Here is a 21,676-nt window from a genome sequence, read left to right on the forward strand (position 1 = left end):
GCTCAGCGACGCCTCGGCCGGGGCGCCGCCGGTCCGCCGGGCAGCGCCGGCACCCGACCGGGGCTGAGGTCGAGCTGGGCCCAGACCCCCCGCCCGGTCCGCAGCTCGAGCCGGCGCAGCAGCCCGTCCCGGTCGACCCAGTAGCGCAGCACCGCCCCGCCGGTGCGTACCTCGATGACGTCCACGCTGCGGTCGGCCGTCCGGTCGCCGCGCAGCCGAACCGCCGATCGGGCCGGTACGGGTGCGTCGTCGCCGCGCAGCGCGGCGGCCAGCAGCCGGTCCAGGTCGTCCGCGGGTGGCCGGGCGGCCGTCCAGGTGAGCCCGGCCGGCGGCGGCAGCGGCGGCGTGGCCGGGACGTCGCCCGCCGGGCCGGCCGGGACCTCCGCGCGGGTCGCCCGCCCGCCCCGCCAGCGCAGCAGGGTTCGGCGTCCGGGGCTGTCGGCCTCGTCCACCGCCAGGTACGCGGCGGACTCCGTCCAGCGCAGCCAGCCGGCGGCGCGCAGGTTGGCGGTCGGGCCGAGCGGGGCGGTCAGGGTCACCGTGGCGCCCCCGAGCGCCCGGAGCCGGGCGGGGAGCCGGGCCAGCCGGTCGGCCTCGGCGTCCGTGAGGGCCCGCGGCAGCCCGGGGTGGCCGCCCAGCGCGGCCACCGGGCGGAGCGTGGGCCGGTCGGTCCGTTCCAGTTCGACGGTGACCGGCCGGCCGTCGGGCAGCCGCCCCTCCAGCCGGTGCAGCCGGGCGTCCCCGTCCAGCCAGAGGCGGGCCGGAGCGGCACGCGGGGCGGTGGGCGCCGGGTCGGCCGGCAGAGTGGTCTCCAGGATGTCCACCGCGGTGCCGTCGGTGCTGGCCCGGCCCTGCCAGCGTGCCCGGGTGGACACCACGTCGATCCGGTTCGCGCCGAGGCCGAGCAGCAGGTCACGGACGGGGGCCACCGCGCCCGTGGCGGGTGGTTCCCGCAGCCGCCAGCGGTCGGCCGGCGGCACCAGCGGCGGCGGGGTGGGGGTCGGCGCCGCGGCCGGGTCGGGCCGGAGCACCACCGTCGACGCGGTGGCCTGGACCAGGCCCCGTTCGGCCCCCGCCCCCGGGCCGCCGACGTCCAGGTAGACCAGCGGCCGGGCCCAGTCCACCCAGCCGACCAGCTCGCTGCGCGCCGCGCCCGTACCGACCGAGACCCGGACCCCGGCGCGGACGTCCCGCTGGTTGGTGACCCGCATGGCGGACAGCCGCTCGACCTCGCCGTGGGTCAGCCGGCGGGCCGGGTCCCTCGCCGGTTCCGGTGACCACTGCAGCAGCCCGGCGACCAGCGCGGCCGCCGAGGCCGCCGCGGTCACCGCGAGCGCGACCAGGATGGCGCGCCGCCGGGTCGGCCGCTCCGGCGGGTCGCCGGAGCCGTCCAGGTCGGGTTCCTCCGGCTGCGTGAGCGCGGCGGCCTCGCGTCCCGGCGTCGGCGGCTCCGCCGGCCGGTGCAGGGGCGGTACGGCCGGGGGTCGGGCCGCCGCGGCGTGCCGGGGGCGCCGGTGCCCTCGGCCCGGCTCGCGCGGCACGCTCCCGGCGGTCCCGTCCGGGCCTCCCGGGTCGCGTCGGGCACGGCGGAACAGCCCGGGACGGCTGAGGCCGGTCGCCTCCGGGATGGCGGGCGGCACGGCGGCGCGGCGGCCGGTCGAGGTCTTGGCCGGCTCGGGCGTCGCGAGCGGCTCGGTGGCGCGGCGTGGAGTGGTCGGGTGCCTCGCCCGGTCCGCGGTCGAGGACCCGTCCCCGGTGTCGCCGCCGCCCCCGGCCGGGCTCTGGGCCGCGCCGGAGGTCGAGGACGGGTCGGGGGAGTGGCGGTCGTCTCCGGCCGGACTCGGCGCCGTGCCCGGGGTCGAGGACGGGTCCGCGACGTCGCGGCGGTCTCCGGCCGGACTCTGCGCCGCATCGGGTGCCGCGGCCGGCTCCGTGGTGGGGGCGGTCGGGTGCTCCGGCGGCACGGCCGGGCCGTCGGCGGGGCCGGCGGTGTCGCGGTCGGGCGTGGCCGCGTCGGCGGGCAGGTCGGGCATGGCGGCGGTGTCGGCCGTGGGGGGCGGAGTGGCGTCGCGGGCCGCGGCGTGCCGGCGTCGGGGGGAGGTCTCCACGAGTGGAGAACGCGGGGACGGGGCTCGGGTGACGAGGCCTCCACGAGGAGAAAGCGACGACCGGGATCGGATGACGGAGCAGGGGCGCTCGCGGCGGCCGGTCTGCGCTTCCTGCGCGACCACCTCGGGTGCGCACGCCGGTCGTCCGGGTGCTGCGACCCCGGTGCCGGGGGCGGCCGAGCCCTGGAGGGCGGCCACCGGCCCGGTCGGCCGCCGCGAGCGGCCTACGGTCAGAGCCTAGCCGGGTGAGATGTGGCACACAATGGGAATATCGAAGCCGATCAGGGACCCTCCGTGGTCGGTCCGGAACTGTCGGACCCCGGGCGTACCGTTGAGGTCATGGCGCTCGACATTCCCCGGCTGGACGGCCGCTTCCAGGTCGTCAGCGAGTTTCAGCCGGCCGGCGACCAGCCGGCGGCCATCGACGAGCTTGAGCGGCGCGTACGCCGTGGCGACCGCAACACGGTGCTGCTCGGCGCGACCGGCACCGGCAAGAGCGCCACCACGGCGTGGCTGGTCGAGCGGCTGCAACGCCCCACCCTGGTGCTCGCGCCGAACAAGACGCTCTGCGCCCAGCTCGCCAAGGAGTTCCGCGAGCTGCTCCCGCACAACGCGGTGGAATACTTCGTCTCCTACTACGACTACTACCAGCCCGAGGCGTACATCCCGCAGACCGACACCTACATCGAGAAGGACTCCTCGATCAACGAGGAGGTCGAGCGGCTGCGGCACGCGGCGACCATGTCGCTGCTCACCCGCCGCGACGTGATCGTGGTGGCGACCGTCTCGGCGATCTACGGCCTGGGCACCCCCGAGGAATACCTGGACCGCGCGGTCCGGGTCGCGGTCGGCCAGGAGCTCGACCGCGACCAGCTGCTGCGCCGCCTGGTCGACATCCAGTACGCCCGCAACGACATGGCGTTCCAGCGGGGCACGTTCCGGGTCCGCGGCGACACGCTGGAGATCATCCCGGCGTACGAGGAGCTGGCCGTCCGGATCGAGCTGTTCGGCGACGAGGTGGAGAAGCTCTACTACCTCAACCCGCTGACCGGCGACGTGGTCCGCGAGGTCGACCACCTGCTGATCTTCCCGGCGACGCACTACGCGGCCGGCCCGGAGCGGATGGAGCGGGCGATCCGCGACATCGAGACCGAGCTGGGCGAGCGGCTGGCCGAGCTGGAGCGGCAGGGCAAGCTGCTGGAGGCGCAGCGGCTGCGGATGCGCACCACGTACGACATCGAGATGATGCGGCAGGTCGGCTTCTGCTCCGGCATCGAGAACTACTCGATGCACATCGACGGGCGCAAGCCGGGGGATCCGCCGCACTGCCTGCTCGACTACTTCCCCGACGACTTCCTCACCGTCATCGACGAGTCGCACCAGACGGTCTCCCAGATCGGCGGCATGTACGAGGGCGACGCGTCCCGCAAGCGGATGCTGATCGACCACGGCTTCCGGCTGCCCAGCGCCGCCGACAACCGGCCGCTGCGGTTCGACGAGTTCCTGGACCGGGTCGGCCAGATGGTCTTCCTCTCCGCCACCCCCGGCTCCTGGGAGCTGGAGCAGGCCCAGGGCGAGTACGTCGAGCAGGTGATCCGCCCGACCGGCCTGGTCGACCCCGAGGTCGTCGTGAAGCCCACCAAGGGACAGATCGACGACCTGATGCACGAGATCAAGCTGCGCACCGAGCGGGACGAGCGGGTGCTGGTCACCACGCTGACCAAGAAGATGGCCGAGGACCTGTCGGACTACCTGCTGGAGAACGGCATCCGGGTGCGCTACCTGCACTCCGAGGTCGACACGCTGCGCCGGGTGGAGCTGCTGCGGGAGCTGCGCAAGGGCGACTACGACGTGCTGGTCGGCATCAACCTGCTCCGCGAGGGCCTCGACCTGCCCGAGGTCTCCCTGGTGGCGATCCTCGACGCCGACAAGGAGGGCTTCCTGCGCAGCGGCCGATCGCTGATCCAGACCATCGGCCGGGCCGCCCGTAACGTCTCCGGCCAGGTCCACATGTACGCCGACAAGATCACCCCGTCGATGGCGGGCGCGATCGACGAGACCAACCGGCGGCGGGCCAAGCAGATCGCGCACAACGAGGCGCACGGGATCAGCCCCGAGCCGCTGCGCAAGAAGATCCACGACATCCTCGACGACATCTACCGCGAGGCGGAGGACACCGAGCACAACACCAAGGTCGGCGGCGCGGCCCGGCAGTTGTCCCGGGGCAAGGCCCCGGTCAAGGAGACCCGCAGCCGTGGTCGCGGTGGCGCCGCGCCGTCCCGGGAGGGGATGGCCCGGGCCGACCTGGCCAACCTGATCCAGGAGCTCAACGACCAGATGCTCGCCGCCGCGCGGGAGTTGCAGTTCGAGCTGGCGGCGCGGATCCGCGACGAGGTCGCCGACCTGAAGAAGGAACTGCGCGGGATGGACGCCGCCGGGGTGAAGTGACCCGAGCGGCGGTCGGGAGGACGACATGCTGACCGAGGTGGTCGTCGGCCGGCCCGATCCCGCGCTGCGCGCGTACGTCGACCACTACCTCGGCTACCGGGAGCACGCCGCCCGACCCCTGGTACGCCACGAGGTGGCCGGCACCTTCGTGGTGCTGATCCTCGGCTGGGGTGCCCCGCTCGACGTCACCGACCCGCGGGCCGCCGCCCGGGGCGCGTACGGGGTGAACGCCTTTGTCGCAGGCCCGTTCGACGCGTACTGCACCACCCGCACGGTGGGCGAGGGCGCCGGGGTGCAGGTGCTGCTGACGCCGCCGGCCGCCCGCCGGCTGCTCGGGTTGCCGCTCGGCGAACTGGCCAACCGCGCCGTGCCGGTGGACCGGCTGGACCGCTGGCTGGCACGGCTGCGCGACGAGCTGGCCGGCGTGCCCGACTGGCCGGGGCGGTTCGCCCGGCTCGACGCGGCGTTCGCCGGCCGGCTGGCCGCGGCCGGGCCGGTGAACCGGCGGCTGCTGCGGGCCTGGCGGCTGCTCGACGGCAGCGGGGGCGCCGTCGGGGTCGGCGCGCTGGCCGACGAGCTCGGCTGGAGCCGGCGGCACCTGGCGGCGGTGTTCCGGCGGGAGTTCGGCCTGCCGCCGAAGACCGTCGGCCGGCTGGTGCGCTTCCAGCGCGCGTACGCCACCCTCGGCCGCGAGCTGACCGGCGCGGCCCGGGACCGCCAGGGTGACCAGGGCGCCGGTCTCCGGGACGTGGTGGGGGAGAGCTGGGCGGAGTTGGCGGTCCGCTGCGGCTACTACGACCAGTCGCACCTGATCCGGGAGTTCCGGGAGTTCACCGGCCGGACCCCGGCGGCGCTGGCCCGTCCCGGGTCACATTCGTCCAATCCCGGCTGACGGCCCGCCCGCAGACTCGGGGGATGCGAACCATCTACCCGGTCCTGCGGTATCCCGACGCCCGCAGCGCCATCGACTTCCTCCGGTCCGCGTTCGACTTCACGCTGCACGAGCTGCACGAGGGCCCGGACGGCGGGGTGCGGCACGCCCAGCTCGGCTACGGGGACGACCTCGTCATGCTCGGCACCGGTCCCGCCCCGGCCGTCCGTCCGGCCGACGACGACTACCGCCTCTACGTGGTGGTGGACGACGTCGACGGGCACCACGCGCGCGCCCTGGCGGCCGGCGCGGAGATCGTCCGGCCACCCTTCGACACCGACTACGGCTCCCGCGACTACGTGGCCCGGGACCCGGCCGGCCTGGTCTGGTCGTTCGGCACCTACCGACCCTGACGCCGGGCCGAGACGGCGCGCCGACCCCCTGAGGCCGGGCCGAGCGGCCGCGCCGACCCTGAGGCCGGGCCGAGCGGCCGCGCCGATCCTGGGGCCGGTCCGAACGCCGCCTGCCCGCCCCGGGGTCGGGCCGAGGTGCGCGGGACATCGGTGCGGGGCCGCCATCTCGGCGGGACCGCCTGGGGTGATCGCACTGAGCAATCAAGGTATTGCCCAGCGTGATGGTCGTGCGTACTCTCCCTCGGGGAGGCCCGCATGCCTTTGTCAGCAAGTCCTGTCGTCCGGCGGGTGCGGCTCGGCGCGGAGCTGCGCCGGCTGCGTCACGGGGAGTCGCTCACCCTCGAGCAGGTCTGTGCCCGGCTCGGGTGGGCGTCCACGTCCAAGCTGTCCCGCATCGAGCTGGGTCAGAGCCGGCCCGACCTGGCCGACGTGCTCGACCTGCTCGACGTCTACCAGGTGCCGCCTGACCGGCGAACCGAGCTGATCGTCATCGCCCGTGACGCCGCGACCGGTCGGGGTTGGTCCAGGGCCCTGGGCGAGATGGGGGAGCGGCAACGGGCGTACGCGGAGCTGGAGACGGGTGCCGCCCGCATCGTCGAGTACCAACCCGCCGTCGTGCCCGGGCTGCTCCAGACCCCGGCGTACGCCCGGCTGCGGGTGACCGCCGGGTCGCTGTTCTGCGACGACGTCGACGTGGAGGCCGACGTCCGGGCCCGCGCCCTGCGGCAGGAGGTGCTGCGCCGGGCCGACCCACCGCAGTACACGGCCCTGCTGGACGAGCGGGTCTGCGACCCCGGCGGCACCCCGGCCGACGTGTGGCGGGACCAGTTGCGGCATCTGCTCGCCCTCGCCGAGCGGCCGCACGTCACCGTCCGGCTGCTTTCCCGCGACGCCGCGCCCTACGGCGGGGTGCACCCGCTGGCCGCCTTCGCCTACTACGCGCATCCGGACCCGGCGGATCCGCGCACCGTGCTGGTGGAGACCCTGACCACGGACCTGCGGCTGGTCGCCGAGGCCGACATCGACCGGTACGAGCGGCTGATCGACTGGCTGCTGGCGGCGGCGCTGTCGGCGGAGGAGACCGCCGAGCTGCTCAGCCGGCGGCTCGGCCCGGCGCTGGTCCCCCGACCGCGTGAGCCCCGCGACGCCGAGGTCGCTGAGCCGAGCTGAACCCGTGCCGGACCACGACGGCGCCCGACCACGCCGCGCCGGGCCGCACCCGCAGCGGCACCGCTGGAAGCCGCCCTCGGAGTCGATCACCACGCCGGTGATCCAGCCCGTCTCGGTGGAGCAGAGCAAACACACGAGCTTTCCTGGCGCGCGGCCGCCGGGCCCGGCGCCCCCGATGACCGTCGGGACCGGCAGCCACGCGTCGAGGGCAGGCTATGTCAGGGGTACGACAGTTCAGGCCGGCACGTCGACGAAGTGCTCGACCAGGGGCGGGGCGGCGAAGTGCGGGCCGATCAGCGCCCGCCACTGCCCGAAGCGCTCGGACTGCCGGAAGTTGACGTCGTGCGCCTCCACCGTGTCCCACTCCACCAGGAGTACGAACCGGGACGGCGACTCCACGCCGCGGGTCATCCGTACCGAGCGGCAGCCCTCGGTGCCGGCGAGGATCGGACGGGCCTTCGCGTACGCGGCGGCGAAGTCGTCCTCCTGCCCGGGAGTTACGTCGATCAGCGCGACCTCAAGAACCATGCCGGAAGCCTCGCACGCCCGCCGTCGACCGGAGCGACCCGGGGGCTGTTCGTCCCACCGCGAACGGCTGCCCGCCGGTGCGCCGTTGATCCACCCGGGATGCGGCAGGTCGACACCTCCCCGCGCTGGGACACTCCGACGTGCCGTAAATGGAGTCGATCAACCGGCTCCACCCGACCACCTAGCCTCCTAGGAAGCGCTAGGCGGTGCATGCCGCGCCATGCCGGAAAGTGATTCCCCCATCAATACGGACCCCGGGAGATGCGCTGAGCGGGTCGGATGGTGAACAATGGCGGCCGAGGAGGGGAGTATTCCCCCGCGACGGAGTCGTCAGCACGGAAGAGCGCCGGCCCCCCGGTTGCACGACCCGGCTCCGTCGGCCAGTGGTCCGATACCTCGGATCGCTGGCGGAAGAGACCTCCGACAGTCACCAGAGTCAGCGTCGACGCACCCCGGCCGCTCACCCGGCGTACGGTGTGCCCGACGCTGTGTGTCTGCCGGAGGATGGAATTGAACGTGTCCGGATACGTGTGGGCCGGGACCCTCGTCGCGCTGACGGCGGTTCTGCTCATCGACCTCTTCATCATCGGTCGCCGCCCGCACGAGCCCAGCGTCCGGGAGTCGAGCCTCTGGGTCGGTTTCTACGTCGGGCTGGCCCTGCTCTTCGGCGCGGGCCTCTGGCTCGCCTCCGGCCCCAGTGTGGCCGGCCAGTTCTACACCGGGTGGCTCACCGAGTACAGCCTCTCGGTGGACAACCTCTTCGTCTTCGTGATCATCATGGCCCGCTTCGGGGTGCCCCGGAAGTACCAGCAGAAGGTGCTGCTCATCGGCATCCTGCTGGCGCTGGTCATGCGGGGCGGCTTCATCGCCGCCGGCGCCGCGCTGATCTCCCAGTTCTCCTGGGTCTTCTACCTCTTCGGCGCGTTCCTGATCTACACGGCGGTCAACCTGGCCCGACAGGGCGAGCCGGACGAGGACGAGTTCAGCGAGAACGTGCTGATCCGGTGGAGCCGCAAGGCGCTGCCGCTGTCCCGTGACTTCGACGGGGCGCGGATGACCACGCACGAGAACGGGCGGCGGCTCTTCACCCCGATGCTGATCGTGATGATCGCGATCGGCACCACCGACCTGATCTTCGCCCTCGACTCGATCCCGGCGATCTTCGGCATCACCCAGGAGCCGTACCTGGTCTTCACCGCGAACGTCTTCGCGCTGATGGGCCTCCGGCAGCTCTACTTCCTGCTCGGCGGGCTGCTGGACCGGCTGATCTACCTGAGCTACGGCCTGGCCGTGGTGCTCGGCTTCATCGGCGTGAAGCTGGTCCTCGAGGCGCTCGCCGACAACAACCTGCCGTTCGTCAACGACGGCGAGCACGTGGGCTGGGCGCCGCACATCCCGATCTGGCTCTCGCTGACGGTCATCCTGGGCACACTGGCGGTCGCCACCGCGGCCAGCCTGGTCAAGTCGTCCCGCGACCGGCGCCGCGAGCTGGCCGACGCCCGCGGCTGACCCGCACGACGAGAAGGGGCGCTCCCGACCACGGGAGCGCCCCTTCGCCGTACGGGGTCAGTTGACGCGGTGCGCGCCGACGAGGGTGGCCAGCCGGTCCTCGGGGAGCTGTTCCTCCACCACCCGGCGCTGCCGGTAGCAGGCGTGCAGCATGCGCCGCCGGTCGCCGTGCGGCTCGGCGGTGACGATGCCGATGTGGTGGATCCGCCGGCCGGGGCGGGCGAAGAAGTAGAGGTCGCCCGGGCGCTCCTCGTCCAGGGCCAGGGGAGCGGTCGCCTCGGCCTGGTCGTCGGCGTCCCGGGGCAGGGTCACCCCGTACCGCCGCCAGGCCAGGTGCACCAGTCCGGAGCAGTCGATGCCGTACGTGGAGACGCCGCCCCAGATGTAGACCAGGCCGCGCAGCCGCTCGGCGGTGGCGAGCACCTCCTTGGCCTCCGGCCGCTCGGTGGGCAGCGGGACCAGGTCGCCCTCGGGGGCCCAGAGCGGGTCGGCCCGGCCGGGCACGTGGACCGGTCGCCAGCCGTCCGCGGGCCGGCCGGCCGGGGCGAGGCGGGTGCCGAGGACGACGCCGGGCAGCGTCACCGGGCCGTCCGGGGCGGACCGCAGCGCGGTGTGCGTGGCGTCCACGACCAGCGGGTCGGCCGCCGGGCCGGGTGCCGGCGGGGCGGCCAGCTGGGCGGCGGGCAGCCAGCCGGGGTAACCCCGGATGTCGAGCTTGACGGCGGGCTGTTCGAGGGCGACCACGTGCGCCCAGCCGTCCGCGCGCAGCTCGGTGACGAGCACCCGCTCGCCGAGCAGCAGCTGGCTGAGTACGCAGTCACCGACCTGCTGGTCGCGGTCCATGCCGGCGACCCAGGTGGCGACGTCGGGCGTGTCGGTCAGGACGGGGTGGTCGACCGGCCGTACCGCCTCCGGACTGGTCCAGAGGGTCGCCACCGGGACCCGGACGACGGCCTCGCGGCCGGGCTGCAGTTCCACGTCCACCCCCATCTCGGGCACTCTGCGCCGACCCTATGAAAAATTCCAACATCACTCAACTGACGGCTTGAATGTTTGCTTCACTCACGTCCGTGATGCCGAGGCCGGGGGCGTCCGGGAGCACGACAGTCGCGCCGTCGTACCGGATTCCGCCGCCGACCGGGGAGGCGGCCAGCCACCAGGCGGCGTCGAGGTCGGAGACGGCGCTGGTGCCGTACGCGGCGACCAGGCTGGCCGCCGCGCCCAGGCCCACCGGGCTCTCCATCATCGAGCCGACGATGGTGCCCATCCCGTGGGCGGCGGCCAGGTCGAGCAGGGTCCGGGCGGTGTGCAGGCCGCCGCACTTGGCCAGCTTGACGTTGACCATGTCGGCGGCCCGGCGGCGGATCACCTCGACCAGGTCGCGCAGGTCGAAGACCGACTCGTCGGCGAGGATCGGCAGGTCGACGCGGTCGCTGACCCAGGCCAGCCCGTCGAGGTCCCGGCGGTGGACCGGCTGCTCGACCAGTTCGACGTCGAGCCCCGCGTCCTCGATGCCGCGGATCACCCGGACCGCCTCGCGCGGCGTCCAGCCCTGGTTGGCGTCGAGCCGGATGCGTACCTCCGGGCCGACCGCCGCGCGGACCGCGCGGACCCGGTCGAGGTCGCCCCGGGCGTCGGTGCCGACCTTCAGCTTCAGCACGGTGAAGCCCTCGGCCCGGCGCTGCGTCGCGGCCGCGGCCAGGTCCACCGCGTCGCCGGCGGCCAGGGTGACGTCCGTCGGGACGTGCAGCGCCGTCCCGCCGAGCAGCCGCACCAGGGGTACGCCGAGCCGCCGCGCGGCCAGGTCGTGCAGGGCGACGTCGACGGCGCCCTTGGCCGACTCGTTGCCGGCCACCGCACGGCTCACCTCGGCGCAGCGGGCATTCAGGTCGTCGGCGTCCTGTCCGACGAGCCGGGGCCCGATGAGGTCCTGGACGCACGCCTCGGCGCCGGCGATCGACGCCCCGGTGACCTGCCACACCTGCGGTGCCTCGCCGAACCCGGACCGCCCGTCGGCGTCGACCACCTCGACGATCAGGGTGTCCACGGTGGTCGTGCGGCGCAGCGCGGTGACGAAGGGGGTGTGTAACGGGGCGGAGAGCCGGTGGGTGCGTACCGCGGCGATCGTCATGTGCGGCACCCTATATCCAGGTGGCCGGCGACAGGGGAGGGCCGATGGTGGGACGGGACTGGGAGCTGGTGGGCGCGCCGAACGCCCGTGACCTGGGCGGGCTGCCCGCCGCGGGCGGGCGGCGGGTACGGGCCGGCCGGCTGATCCGGACCGCCGCGCTGGGCCGGCTCACCGACGACGACCTGCCGGTGCTGGGCAAGCTGTCCCCTGCCTGCGTGGTGGACCTGCGGCACGGCACCGAGCAGCAGGTCGCCCCGCCGGACCGCCTGGTCGGGGAGCCGCGGGTGGTGCACCTGCCGGTGTACGACCCGGCCCACCCGGTGTTCACGTACGTCTCGGCGGTGCTGCTCGGCCACGACCTGGCCGCGTACGACGAGCTGGCCCGGGAGGGGATGCCGGCGGCGATGTGCGCGATCTACCGGTGGTTCGTCACCGGGGAGTCGGCGCGGGCCGGGTTCGGGGCGGCGGTCCGGCTGGCGGCCGACGCCGGGAACCTGCCGCTGCTGTTCCACTGCTCGGCCGGGAAGGACCGGACCGGCTGGCTGTCGGTGGTGCTGCTGACCGCGCTGGGCGTGGACGAGGCCGCGATCCGGGCCGACTACCTGCGGCACAACGAGTTGACCGAGAGCCTGCGCGAGGTGCTGCTCGCCGCGATGACGCGCCAGCAGCCGGAGCTGGACCCGGCGGTCGCGCGACCGCTGCTGGAGGTGCGGCCGGATTACCTGGACGCCGCGTACGACGAGGTGCGGCGGGTGCACGGGTCGTTCGGGGCGTACCTGCGCGACGGGCTGGGGGTGACCGACGAGACGGTCGCCGCGCTGCGCGCGAACCTGCTGGTGTGAGGGTGCCGCCGGCCGGGCCGCCCCGGCCGGCGGCGGCGGTCAGCCGGCCAGGTCGTGCCGGGCCGCCCAGACCTGGGCGGAGATGTCGGCGATGAGCCGGCAGGCGTCGTCCTCCTCTTCGCCGCTGGGGCCGCCGTCGGCCAGGTCGGTGGTGGTGCAGACGACGATCGTGTACGGCGGGGCGTCGTCCGGGAAGACCACTCCGGCCCCGTGCCGGATCCCGCGTACCCAGCCGTTCTTGTGCGCGATCCGGGTGCCCTCGGGCAGCCCGGCGGCGAGGTCCTCGCGGTGTTCCTGGGCGAAGAGGACGTCCAGCATGGACGCGCAGGCGGCCGGGGAGGCGAGCGGGCCGGGCTCGCGGGCGCCGCGCGCCAGCCCGCCGAGCAGGGCGGCCAGGTCGGCGGCGGTGACCAGGTTGTCGATGCCGGCGTCCCGGGCGGCGAAGTCCTCGATGCCGCGGCCGGTGACGCTGTGCCGCGCCCCGGCGAGCGCCCACGCCTCGGCCACCGCCGGCAGCCCGACCTGGGCGAGGCAGATGTTGGTGGCCAGGTTGCTGGATCGGACGATCATCCGTTCGGCGAGCCAGCGGGTGGAGGCGGTGCCGCCGACCCGGGCCCAGACCGCGTCGTCGTTGTCGTAGTGCTGCGCGTTGGCGAACCGGGGCGCGCCGGGCAGCGCGGAGTCGAAGGTGTTGCGCACCGGGATCGGCGCGTCCAGGTCGAGCCGGCCGGCCTCGGCGGCGCGGTGCAGCGCCACCAGCACGCCGACCTTCATGGTGCTCGCCGCGTAGTGCGTGGCGTCGGGCAGCCGGGTCCAGGTGGGCGGGGCACCCAGCCGTCCCACGTACGCGGAGACGGTGCCGGGCACCTTGTCGAGGTGCGCGTCGAGATCCTCCCAGGTCATGCCGGTGACCGTAGCGGATCACCGGTGCCGCCGGGGCTGCGGTCCGGGCGGCGGCCGGTCTAGCGTGCGGTCATGACGATCCCCGCGTACGACGCCATCGCCGACTGGTACGAGGACTACGTCACCACCACCGCCGGCCCCTACAGCGAGCGGGTGCGGACGCTGTTGGCGGCACTGCTGGGCACCGGCCCCGGCCGGTGCCTCGACCTGTGCTGCGGCACCGGGGCGCACGTGGCGGAGCTGCGCCGGCTCGGCTGGACCCCGGTCGGGGCGGACCTCTCCGCCGGCCAGCTGCGTCACGCGCGCGGCCGGCTCCCGGTGGTCCGTGCCGACGCCACCGCGCTGCCCCTGCCGGACGCCGCCCTGCCCGCGGTGGTCTGCGTGCTCGCCCACACCGACATGCCGGACTATCCGGCGGCGGTCGCCGAGGCGGCCCGGGTGCTCGCGCCGGGTGGGCGGCTGGTCCACGTCGGCGTGCACCCCTGCTACGTGGGCGCGTTCGCCGACCGCGCCGACCCGGGCCGGATCGTGGTCGACGGTGGCTACGCCGAGCGGGACCGCAGCTTCCGGTCCTGGAACCAGACCGGGGTGCGGGCCCGGGTGGGCGCCTGGCACCTGCCCCTGGCCGACCTGCTGAACGCGGTGGCCGCCGCCGGCCTCACCCTGACCCGGGCCGAGGAGTCCGGGCCCGGCCCCCTCCCCGATCTCCTCGCCCTCCAGGCCACCAAAACCCCCTGACCTCCCCGCCCGGCCCCCGCCTCCCGAGCGGTTGATCTTGAAGTTGTTACCCGCTGGGGCGGTGTGTCATGGCAGCAACTTCATGATCAAGGGAGCCGGGGCGCGGGGAAGGCGGGGTGGAAAGGGGGGAGCCCGGGCCGCCGGGTGGCGGTCCGGGCTCCGGACGGGGGTGCGGGGTCAGCCGGCGTGCTTGCGGCGGGCCGCCATCCGACCCCGCTGGGTCTGGTCGAGGACCACCTTGCGGATGCGGACCGCGGCCGGGGTCACCTCGACGCACTCGTCCTCGCGGCAGAACTCGAGGGCCTGCTCCAGCGACAGCTTGCGCGGCGGGATCAGCTTCTCGGTCTCGTCCGCGGTCGACGACCGCATGTTGGTGAGCTTCTTCTCCTTGGTGATGTTGACGTCCATGTCGTCGGAGCGGGAGTTCTCGCCGACGATCATGCCCTCGTACACCTCGGTGCCGGGCTCGACGAAGAGCTGGCCGCGCTCCTGGAGGTTGGTCATCGCGAACGCGGTGACCGCGCCCGACCGGTCGGCGACCAGCGAGCCGTTGTTCCGCGTGCGCAGCTCGCCGAACCACGGCTCGTACGACTCGAAGACGTGGTGCAGGATGCCGGTGCCGCGGGTCTCGGTGAGGAACTCCGTGCGGAAGCCGATCAGGCCGCGCGCCGGGACCAGCCACTCCATCCGGATCCAGCCGGTGCCGTGGTTGACCAGCTGCTCCATCCGGCCCTTGCGGGTGGCGAGGAGCTGGGTGATCGCGCCCAGGTACTCCTCCGGGGCGTCGATGGTCAGCCGCTCCACCGGCTCACAGGTCTTCCCGTCGATCTCCCGGGTGACCACCTGCGGCTTGCCGACGGTCAGCTCGTACTGCTCGCGGCGCATCTGCTCGACCAGGATGGCCAGGGCCAGCTCGCCGCGGCCCTGCACCTCCCAGGCGTCGGGGCGCTCGGTGGGCAGCACCCGCAGCGACACGTTGCCGATCAGCTCCTTGTCGAGCCGGTCCTTGACCATCCGGGCGGTGACCTTGGCGCCCTTGACCCGGCCCACCAGGGGCGAGGTGTTGGTGCCGATGGTCATCGAGATGGCCGGCTCGTCGACGGTGATCAACGGCAGCGGGACCGGGTTCTCCGCGTCGGCGAGGGTCTCACCGATCATGATCTCCGGGATGCCGGCGACAGCGATGATGTCGCCCGGGCCGGCCGAGTCGGCCGGCTTGCGCTCCAGGCCCTCGGTCATCAGCAGCTCGGAGATGCGTACCCGCTGGGTGCTGCCGTCGGTGCGGCACCAGGCCACCGTCTGGCCCTTGCTGATGGTGCCCTGCCGCACCCGGCACAGCGCCAGCCGGCCGAGGAACGGCGAGGCGTCCAGGTTGGTGACGTGCGCCTGCAGCGGCGCGTCCTGCTCGTACGCCGGCGGCGGGATGGTGTCCAGCAGGGTGCGGAACAGCGGCTCCAGGTTGTGGCTGTCGCCGGGCACCGCGCCGTCCGCCGGCTGGGTCAGCGAGGCGATGCCGTCGCGGGCGCAGGCGTAGACGATCGGGAAGTCGATCTGCTCCTCGTCGGCGTCCAGGTCGAGGAAGAGCTCGTAGGTGTCGTCCACGACCTCCTTGATCCGGGCGTCCGGCCGGTCCACCTTGTTGATCACCAGGATGATCGGCAGCCGGGCGCGCAGCGCCTTGCGGAGCACGAACCGGGTCTGCGGCAGCGGGCCCTCGCTCGCGTCGACCAGCAGCACCACGCCGTCGACCATGGTCAGGCCGCGCTCGACCTCGCCGCCGAAGTCGGCGTGACCGGGGGTGTCGATGATGTTGATGGTGACCGGCTCGGACCCGTCCGCCGGCAGGTACCGCACGCCGGTGTTCTTGGCCAGGATGGTGATGCCCTTTTCCCGCTCGAGGTCCATGGAGTCCATGACCCGCTCGGTGACCTCACCGCGGGCGCCGTAGGCGCCGGCCTGCCGCAACATGGCGTCGACCAGGGTCGTCTTGCCGTGGTCGACGTGGGCGATGATGGCGACGTTGCGGAGGTCGGTGCGTAGCTGCATACCCTCCATACTCCTGTCTGCGGTTGCCGGGACGTGGGCCGGGGTCATCCCCGGGCGCACCCGGATCTGTGCCGAAACTGCTGTTCCGACCGGTTCGGCGGCTGGCACGCCGGCCCCCGCGGACGGGGGTAGCGGATGCCGACCTGCCGAGGCGGCGCGGGGCCGGCCGTCCCCGCCGGTCCACCCGGTCGCCGCGACGGTCGCCCCGGTGGGACGGCGGTGATCTCCGGTCGGCCGGTGCCGGGAGGGACGACCCCTGCTGCTGGTCGGCTTCCTAGCGTACGCGGGGATGCGCCCGCGGCCCCGACCCCGGCGGGGAAGTAGGGCGGGCTCGTGACAGGGGACACACCTGTCGCCGCAGCGGGCCCTGCCGCCCCGGTCGGCCTCAGTCCCGGGCGGCGACCGGCTCGGCCGGTGCCGCCTCCGGGGCGTCGGGCTCCCGCCGGATCCGGCCCGGCCACCAGAACCGGTCCCCGAGCAGGAACGCCAGCGCGGGCACCAGCACGGTACGGACCAGCAGGGTGTCCAGCAGCACGCCGACGCAGACGATGACGCCGATCTGGGTGAGCGTGATCAGCGGGAGCACGCCGAGCACGGCGAAGACCGCCGCGAGCAGCACCCCGGCGCTGGTGATCACCCCGCCGGTGACCCGCAGCGCGGAGCGGGTGCCGTCCCGGGTGCCGGTCCAGCGGGCGTCCTCCCGGGCCCGGGTGACCAGGAAGATGTTGTAGTCCACGCCGAGGGCCACCAGGAACACGAAGGCGAGCAGCAGCACCCCGCTGTCCAGCGCCGGAAAGCCCAGTACGTGGTCGAAGAGCAGCCACGCCGCGCCGAGGCTGGCGAAGAACGACGCGACGACGGTGAGCACCAGCAGGACCGGGGCGACCAGGCCGCGCAGCAGCAGCACCAGCACCGCCCCGACCAGCAGCAGGATCATCGGCAGGATCAGCCGCAGGTCCCGGGTGTCGGCCCGCTCGGCGTCGTACCTAGCGGCGACCGTGCCGCCGACCAGCGCGCCCCGCGGGGTGTCGGCGCCGGCGACGGTGGGCGGCGCCGAGCCCGGCACCGCGGCGACGGCGTCCCGCAGGGCCGCGACCGCCCGGTCGGCGGCGGCGCTGCCCGGCTCGTCCGCCAGCACCACGTCGACCTCGGCGACCCGCGCGCCGGCCGGGCCGGGCCGGGCGGAGGCGACCCCGTCGACCGTGGTCGCGGCGGCGGCGACGGCCGCCGCCGCGCCGGGATTGGTGAGCACCGCCAGCGGCTGGGTGGCGCCGGCGGGGAAGGCCCGGGCGAGGGTCTCCGCGCCGGCCACCGCCTCCGGCCTGGCCCGGAACTGCTCGGTCTCGGACAGGCCGGTACGGATGCCGAGGCCACCCAGGGCCAGGCCGGCGAGCAGCAGCGTGGCGAGCGCCGCGACCGGCGCCGGCCGGCGGACCACCGCGGCGGCCAGCCGGTCCCAGAGCCGGCCCTCCCGGGCCGGGCTGCCGAGCCGGGGTACGAACGGCCAGAACAGCCCCCGGCCGAGCAGCACCAGGGCGGCGGGGAGCACGAAGAGCGCGGAGAGCATGGCGAGGACGACGCCGGTGGCGCAGGCCACCGCGAGCGCCCGGTTGGTCTCCTGCTCGGACAGCAGCAGGGTGAGCACGCCGAGGACGACGGTGCCGCCGCTGGCCAGGATCGGCTCGGCGGTACGGCGCAGCGCCGCCCGCATCGCGGTGAACCGGTCCTGCTCGCGGCGCAGTTCCTCCCGGTAGCGGGCGATCAGCAGCAGGGCGTAGTCGGTGGCGGCGCCGAAGACGAGGACGCTGGCGATGCCGGTGACCTGGCCGTCCTGGAGGTGGATGCCGAGCGCCGGGACGATCGTGTCGACGGCGCGCAGGGTGAGCTGCTCGGTCGCGGCGACCACCAGCAGCGGCACGGTCCACAGCACCGGGCTGCGGTAGGTGACCAGGAGCAGCAGCGCCACCACGGCGGCGGTGACCGCGAGCAGGGTGGCGTCGGCGCCCTCGAACACCGTGGTGAGGTCCGCGGTGAAGGCCGGCGCGCCGGTCACCTGCACGGTCAGCGTCTCGGGCAGGTCGGCCAGCGCGGCGCGCAGGCGGGTCACCTCGTCGACCACGGCCTGCTGGCCGCCGGCGGTCGACAGCGGTACGGCGACCAGCGCGACCGTGCCGTCGGGGGAGACCTGGGGCGGGCCGACCCGGCCGCCGGCCGCGAGCCGGGCCAGGGTGCCGGACGCGCCGGCCAGGGCGGCCCGCTCGGACTCGCCCAGCGGCGCCCGGTCGGCGCGGCTGACCACCACCACCGCGGGTTGGACGTCGCTGCCGGGCAGCTGGTCCCGCAGGCGTTCGACCTGCGTGGACTGCCACGTCACCGACAGGCCGGTGGCGGAGACGGGGTCGGGGTTGGCGGGCTCGGGGAGCCCGAAGACGACCGCGCCGACGACGAGTGCGGCGGCCACGGTGAGCCAGGCGGCCAGCCGGCCCCGGGCCACGCGGGTGAACAGTGACATGGCGGCGCCCTCGGGTGGTCGTTGCGGCGGTCACTCTCGACAGCCAAGTATCTTGATGGCCGAGATTATCGGCGGAGGCTCTATGCTGCAACCGGACCGCGCGGACAGGGGGCATCGACGAGACGTGGCAGCGCACGGCATGTACCGGCGGCGGGACGACCGGCGCGGGCGGATGATCGCGGACATCACCAACGACCTGCGGCGCTACTCGGTGGACGCGCAGCACGTCGGGCACGCGTTCGCCGGACTGCACGGGCTCAACGCCACCGACCTGCACGCGCTGATCGCCGTGATGGACGCCGAGCTGGTCGGTGAACCGATCACCCCGGGCCGCCTCGGAGAGCGGCTCAACCTCTCCTCCGGCTCGGTGACCGCGCTGATCGACCGGCTGGAGCGGGCCGGCCACATCCGGCGCGACCGGGACACCGCCGACCGGCGCAAGGTCTTCCTGCGCTACGCCGACCGCGGCGCCGAGCTGGCCCGCGGCTTCTTCGCTCCCCTCGGCCGGCGCACCGACGAGGTGATGGCCCGGTACACCGACGAGGAACTCGAGGTCGTGCACCGGTTCATGGCCGACATGGTGGTCACCATCCGCGAGCACCGGGACGCCGTCCGCGCGGCGCGCGGCGAGCCCGCGAAGCGGGGGCCGGCTGACGGCGCGAGCCCCGGGCCCACCGCGGGCTGACCCGGTGGACCGGTTCCTCACCCGGATCGCCGGCGCGGCGCTGCGGCTGCCCGCCGCCCGCACCCGGCGGGTCGCGGTCACCCGCGGCATCCCGGTCCGGGTCCGCGACGGCGTCGCGCTGCGTACCGACCACTACGCCCCGGACCTGCCGGGCGCGCCCGCCATGCTGATCCGGACCCCGTACGGGCGGGGCGGGCCGATGCGGCTGCTCGGGCGGCTGCTCGCCGAGCGGGGCTTCCACGTGGTGATCCAGTCCTGCCGGGGCACGTACGGCTCCGGCGGCGAGTTCGCCCCGCTGGTGCACGAGCGCGACGACGGCCTGGACACCCTGGACTGGCTGCGCCGCCAGCCCTGGTGGTCCGGGGCGTTCGGCATGTTCGGCGCCAGCTACCAGGGATTCGTGCAGTGGGCGGTGGCCGCCGAGGCGGCCGACGAGTTGCGCGCCATGGTCGCGGTGGTGACCGCCTCGGCCACCCGGGACTCCACGTACGCGGGGGAGTCCTTCGCCCTCGACACCGTGCTCACCTGGGCCGAGCTGCTCCAGGCGCAGACCGTCCCCTGGCTGGCCCGGCAGTGGGAGCTCAAGCGCGGGCAGCCGAGGCTGGTCCGGGCGCTGGCCCACCTGCCGCTGGGCGAGGCCGACCGGATCGCCACCGGGGTGACCGTGCCGTTCTTCCAGGAGTGGCTGCGCCACCACACCCCCGACGCCGACTACTGGCGGCTCCGCTGCTTCGGCGAGCGGATCACCGAGGTACGCGCCCCGGTGGCCATGGTCAGCGGGTGGCAGGACATCTTCCTGCCCGCCCAGCTCGACGACTACGCCCGGCTGCGGGCAGCCGGCGCCCGACCGCGGCTGACCGTCGGCCCGTGGACCCACGGCAGCCCGGGACTGCTGGTGGCCGCCCTGCGGGAGGGTCTCGACTGGCTCGACGAACACCTCGCCGGCCGGCCGGCGCCCCGCCGCGCGCCGGTCCGGGTGCACGTCGGCGGGGCGGGAGGCGGCTGGCGGGACCTGCCCGACTGGCCGCCGCCGGCCGTGCCGACCCGGTGGCACCTGCACGCCGGTCGGTCCCTGCACCCCGCCCCGCCGACCGACTCCCGGCCCGACCGGATCTGGTACGACCCGGCCGACCCCACCCCGTCCCTGGGTGGTCCGCTCCTGGTCGCCCAGCGGGCCGGAGCGGTGGACAACCGGCCGGTGGAGGCGCGGCCGGACGTGCTGACGTACACCAGCGCGCCGCTGGACGCGCCGGTCGAGGTGATCGGCCCGGTGCGCGCCGAGATCCACCTCCGCAGTGAACTGTCCTACCTGGACGTATTCGTGCGGCTCTGCGACGTGGACCGCCGGGGCCGGTCGTGGAACGTCTGCGACGGGCTGGTGCGGGTGGCGCCCGGCCGGTTCGCCGCGGACCCGTCCGGTGTGGTCCGGGTGCCGGTCACCCTCTGGCCCACCGCGCACCGTTTCGCGCCCGGTCACCGGCTACGCGTCCAGGTCTCCGGCGGCGCCCACCCCCGCTACGCGCGCAACCCGGGCACCGGCGAGCCGCTCGGCACGGCGGTGACTCTGCGTGCTGGCTGGCGGGAAGTGCTGCACGACCCCGGGCACCCTTCGGCCATTGTGCTCCCGGTGGCGGCGCCACCGTCCACAGCCGCCCCATAGTTCCAGATAGTGCCTCTGAACTGGGCAAATATTCGGCGATGCGGATACTCTCGGGGCAAGTGCCCGGCGCTGTGCATCATCTCGACCGGATGCGCCCCCGCATCACCCTCCCTCACTTGCGGTGATGGCCGTACCCGGCCGTGAACCATCGAAGGGGGAAGCATGACGACTGCCCCACAGAATCTGTTGGCCGTCCGGAGCCTGCTGCTCACCTACCTCAACGTCGACAAGGAGGCCGTCAGGGCCGCGGACCTCGAGCCCGGCGAGGTCGGCATCGTCGGCGACGCCAGCCACCGCGGTGGCTACCACTGCGGATCCGACCGGGTGGTGGCGAACGACTACTCGGTGGTGGAGTCGACCCGGGACTCCTCCGGGCTGACACTCCACGCGTCCGCGCTGGACGTCGGCATGTTCACCGTCGCCTCCGGCGGCCGGACCCACAACCTCCGTACCTTCTCGACCTGGTTCGTCGCGCAGTGCGTCGCCGGCGCCGCCGACACCCGCGACATCCGGGAGATCATCTACTCCCCGGACGGTCAGACCGTGAAGCGCTGGGACCGGCTGGGCAAGCGCACCACCGGCGACTCCAGCCACCTGACCCACACCCACTTCAGCTTCTTCCGCGACTCGACCAAGGCGGGCCGGGACCAGACCCCGCTGTTCCGCCGTTACCTGACCGCCATCGGCCTGATCGAAGGAGACGACATGAGCGCCCAGGCAGAGAGCGAGATCCACCAGGTGTACGCCGGCATGTTCTTCGGCGGATCGAGCATGGGCCGCAGCGTCGACCCGGACGGCAGCGGCCCGCAGCCAGCCGCGAACAGCCTGATCGCCAAGCTCGACTACCTGATGCTGCGGGTGGACCAGCTCGCGGCGCAGGTGACCACGTTGTCCAACAAGGACTTCACCGACGAGCAGGCGATCGTCACCGGTGTGCTCGCCGGCCTGCCGCCGGAGAAGATCGCCGAAGCGATCCCGCCGGAGCTGGCCCGGGACGTCGCCGACGAACTCGCTCGGCGGATGGTGGCCTGACCGGTTCGGCCGGGGCGGTGGCCGAGGCGCCGCGCCGGCCGGTCCGGGTGATTCCGCAACAGCTATTGCGCAACAGCTCT

17 protein-coding genes are annotated in these 21,676 nt (G+C 74.3%); 10 read left to right on the forward strand and 7 right to left on the reverse strand.

Annotated features, from left to right (window positions below):
* Window positions 1–2: 2 nt before the first annotated feature.
* Entirely contained in the window at window positions 3–2,108 is a 2,106-nt protein-coding gene (locus ACGFI9_RS18030; RefSeq protein ID WP_393179112.1) for a hypothetical protein, read from the reverse strand.
* 339 nt (window positions 2,109–2,447) lie between these two features.
* Here ACGFI9_RS18030 and uvrB point away from each other — a divergent pair, with 339 nt between their 5' ends.
* The 4 genes from uvrB to ACGFI9_RS18050 all read left to right on the forward strand — a co-directional run bounded on the left by uvrB (window position 2,448) and on the right by ACGFI9_RS18050 (window position 7,010).
* Window positions 2,448–4,556, forward strand: a complete 2,109-nt coding sequence (gene uvrB / locus ACGFI9_RS18035; RefSeq protein WP_393179113.1) for an excinuclease ABC subunit UvrB — start codon at window positions 2,448–2,450, stop codon at window positions 4,554–4,556.
* A gap of 25 nt (window positions 4,557–4,581) precedes the next feature.
* Entirely contained in the window at window positions 4,582–5,448 is an 867-nt protein-coding gene (locus ACGFI9_RS18040; RefSeq protein WP_393179114.1) for an AraC family transcriptional regulator, read from the forward strand.
* Between the two features lie 23 nt (window positions 5,449–5,471).
* On the forward strand, window positions 5,472–5,840 hold the full coding sequence (locus tag ACGFI9_RS18045; RefSeq protein ID WP_393179115.1) for a VOC family protein: 369 nt from the start codon (window positions 5,472–5,474) through the stop codon (window positions 5,838–5,840).
* Window positions 5,841–6,095: 255 nt separating this feature from the next.
* On the forward strand, window positions 6,096–7,010 hold the full coding sequence (locus tag ACGFI9_RS18050) for a helix-turn-helix domain-containing protein (protein WP_393179116.1): 915 nt from the start codon (window positions 6,096–6,098) through the stop codon (window positions 7,008–7,010).
* Window positions 7,011–7,244: 234 nt separating this feature from the next.
* Here ACGFI9_RS18050 and ACGFI9_RS18055 read toward each other — a convergent pair whose 3' ends face one another.
* Complete coding sequence (locus ACGFI9_RS18055; RefSeq protein ID WP_393179117.1) at window positions 7,245–7,538, reverse strand: antibiotic biosynthesis monooxygenase family protein; 294 nt, start codon at window positions 7,536–7,538, stop codon at window positions 7,245–7,247.
* A gap of 510 nt (window positions 7,539–8,048) precedes the next feature.
* Between ACGFI9_RS18055 and ACGFI9_RS18060 the strand changes: the two genes are divergently transcribed.
* Entirely contained in the window at window positions 8,049–9,047 is a 999-nt protein-coding gene (locus tag ACGFI9_RS18060) for a TerC family protein (RefSeq protein ID WP_393179118.1), read from the forward strand.
* A gap of 57 nt (window positions 9,048–9,104) precedes the next feature.
* Here ACGFI9_RS18060 and ACGFI9_RS18065 read toward each other — a convergent pair whose 3' ends face one another.
* Complete coding sequence (locus ACGFI9_RS18065; RefSeq protein ID WP_393179119.1) at window positions 9,105–10,037, reverse strand: C40 family peptidase; 933 nt, start codon at window positions 10,035–10,037, stop codon at window positions 9,105–9,107.
* A 43-nt stretch (window positions 10,038–10,080) separates the two neighbouring features.
* Window positions 10,081–11,178, reverse strand: a complete 1,098-nt coding sequence (locus tag ACGFI9_RS18070; protein WP_393179120.1) for a mandelate racemase/muconate lactonizing enzyme family protein — start codon at window positions 11,176–11,178, stop codon at window positions 10,081–10,083.
* Window positions 11,179–11,222: 44 nt separating this feature from the next.
* Here ACGFI9_RS18070 and ACGFI9_RS18075 point away from each other — a divergent pair, with 44 nt between their 5' ends.
* Window positions 11,223–12,020, forward strand: a complete 798-nt coding sequence (locus tag ACGFI9_RS18075) for a tyrosine-protein phosphatase (RefSeq protein WP_393179121.1) — start codon at window positions 11,223–11,225, stop codon at window positions 12,018–12,020.
* Between the two features lie 39 nt (window positions 12,021–12,059).
* Here the strand turns inward: ACGFI9_RS18075 and ACGFI9_RS18080 are convergent, their stop codons facing one another.
* Window positions 12,060–12,923 carry a serine hydrolase gene (locus ACGFI9_RS18080; protein WP_393179122.1) on the reverse strand — a complete coding sequence of 288 codons (864 nt, stop codon included), beginning with the start codon at window positions 12,921–12,923 and terminating at the stop codon, window positions 12,060–12,062.
* 72 nt (window positions 12,924–12,995) lie between these two features.
* On the opposite strand from ACGFI9_RS18080, the gene ACGFI9_RS18085 reads away from it, so the two are divergent.
* Window positions 12,996–13,661: a class I SAM-dependent methyltransferase gene (locus ACGFI9_RS18085; RefSeq protein ID WP_393179123.1), complete on the forward strand. Its 666-nt coding sequence runs from the start codon at window positions 12,996–12,998 to the stop codon at window positions 13,659–13,661.
* Between the two features lie 177 nt (window positions 13,662–13,838).
* Here the strand turns inward: ACGFI9_RS18085 and typA are convergent, their stop codons facing one another.
* Entirely contained in the window at window positions 13,839–15,707 is a 1,869-nt protein-coding gene (typA, locus tag ACGFI9_RS18090; protein ID WP_393179124.1) for a translational GTPase TypA, read from the reverse strand.
* Window positions 15,708–16,092: 385 nt separating this feature from the next.
* On the reverse strand, window positions 16,093–18,219 hold the full coding sequence (locus ACGFI9_RS18095) for an MMPL family transporter (protein ID WP_393179125.1): 2,127 nt from the start codon (window positions 18,217–18,219) through the stop codon (window positions 16,093–16,095).
* A gap of 139 nt (window positions 18,220–18,358) precedes the next feature.
* Between ACGFI9_RS18095 and ACGFI9_RS18100 the strand changes: the two genes are divergently transcribed.
* From ACGFI9_RS18100 to ACGFI9_RS18110, 3 genes are all read left to right on the forward strand, one after another.
* A complete protein-coding gene (locus tag ACGFI9_RS18100; protein ID WP_393179373.1) occupies window positions 18,359–18,904 on the forward strand; it encodes a MarR family transcriptional regulator in 546 nt (181 codons plus the stop codon).
* A gap of 4 nt (window positions 18,905–18,908) precedes the next feature.
* The gene (locus ACGFI9_RS18105) at window positions 18,909–20,564 is read left to right on the forward strand and encodes a CocE/NonD family hydrolase (protein WP_393179126.1); all 1,656 of its coding nucleotides are present in this window, start codon (window positions 18,909–18,911) and stop codon (window positions 20,562–20,564) included.
* 162 nt (window positions 20,565–20,726) lie between these two features.
* Window positions 20,727–21,596, forward strand: coding sequence for a hypothetical protein (locus ACGFI9_RS18110; RefSeq protein ID WP_393179127.1), 870 nt, complete (start codon window positions 20,727–20,729; stop codon window positions 21,594–21,596).
* Window positions 21,597–21,676: the final 80 nt, after the last annotated feature.

Origin of the sequence: Micromonospora sp. NPDC048930 (assembly GCF_043197935.1) — a bacterium.
Lineage (GTDB): Bacteria > Actinomycetota > Actinomycetes > Mycobacteriales > Micromonosporaceae > Micromonospora.

Excerpts from the sequence above, each read along its gene's own strand:
- uvrB (WP_393179113.1), top strand. The coding sequence starts at position 2,448 with ATGGCGCTCGACATTCCCCGGCTGGACGGCCGCTTCCAGGTCGTCAGC.
- ACGFI9_RS18040 (WP_393179114.1), top strand. The coding sequence starts at position 4,582 with ATGCTGACCGAGGTGGTCGTCGGCCGGCCCGATCCCGCGCTGCGCGCG.
- ACGFI9_RS18045 (WP_393179115.1), top strand. The coding sequence starts at position 5,472 with ATGCGAACCATCTACCCGGTCCTGCGGTATCCCGACGCCCGCAGCGCC.
- ACGFI9_RS18050 (WP_393179116.1), top strand. The coding sequence starts at position 6,096 with ATGCCTTTGTCAGCAAGTCCTGTCGTCCGGCGGGTGCGGCTCGGCGCG.
- ACGFI9_RS18055 (WP_393179117.1), bottom strand. The coding sequence starts at position 7,538 with ATGGTTCTTGAGGTCGCGCTGATCGACGTAACTCCCGGGCAGGAGGAC.
- ACGFI9_RS18065 (WP_393179119.1), bottom strand. The coding sequence starts at position 10,037 with ATGGGGGTGGACGTGGAACTGCAGCCCGGCCGCGAGGCCGTCGTCCGG.
- ACGFI9_RS18070 (WP_393179120.1), bottom strand. The coding sequence starts at position 11,178 with ATGACGATCGCCGCGGTACGCACCCACCGGCTCTCCGCCCCGTTACAC.
- ACGFI9_RS18075 (WP_393179121.1), top strand. The coding sequence starts at position 11,223 with ATGGTGGGACGGGACTGGGAGCTGGTGGGCGCGCCGAACGCCCGTGAC.
- ACGFI9_RS18080 (WP_393179122.1), bottom strand. The coding sequence starts at position 12,923 with ATGACCTGGGAGGATCTCGACGCGCACCTCGACAAGGTGCCCGGCACC.
- ACGFI9_RS18085 (WP_393179123.1), top strand. The coding sequence starts at position 12,996 with ATGACGATCCCCGCGTACGACGCCATCGCCGACTGGTACGAGGACTAC.
- typA (WP_393179124.1), bottom strand. The coding sequence starts at position 15,707 with ATGCAGCTACGCACCGACCTCCGCAACGTCGCCATCATCGCCCACGTC.
- ACGFI9_RS18095 (WP_393179125.1), bottom strand. The coding sequence starts at position 18,219 with ATGTCACTGTTCACCCGCGTGGCCCGGGGCCGGCTGGCCGCCTGGCTC.
- ACGFI9_RS18100 (WP_393179373.1), top strand. The coding sequence starts at position 18,359 with ATGTACCGGCGGCGGGACGACCGGCGCGGGCGGATGATCGCGGACATC.
- ACGFI9_RS18110 (WP_393179127.1), top strand. The coding sequence starts at position 20,727 with ATGACGACTGCCCCACAGAATCTGTTGGCCGTCCGGAGCCTGCTGCTC.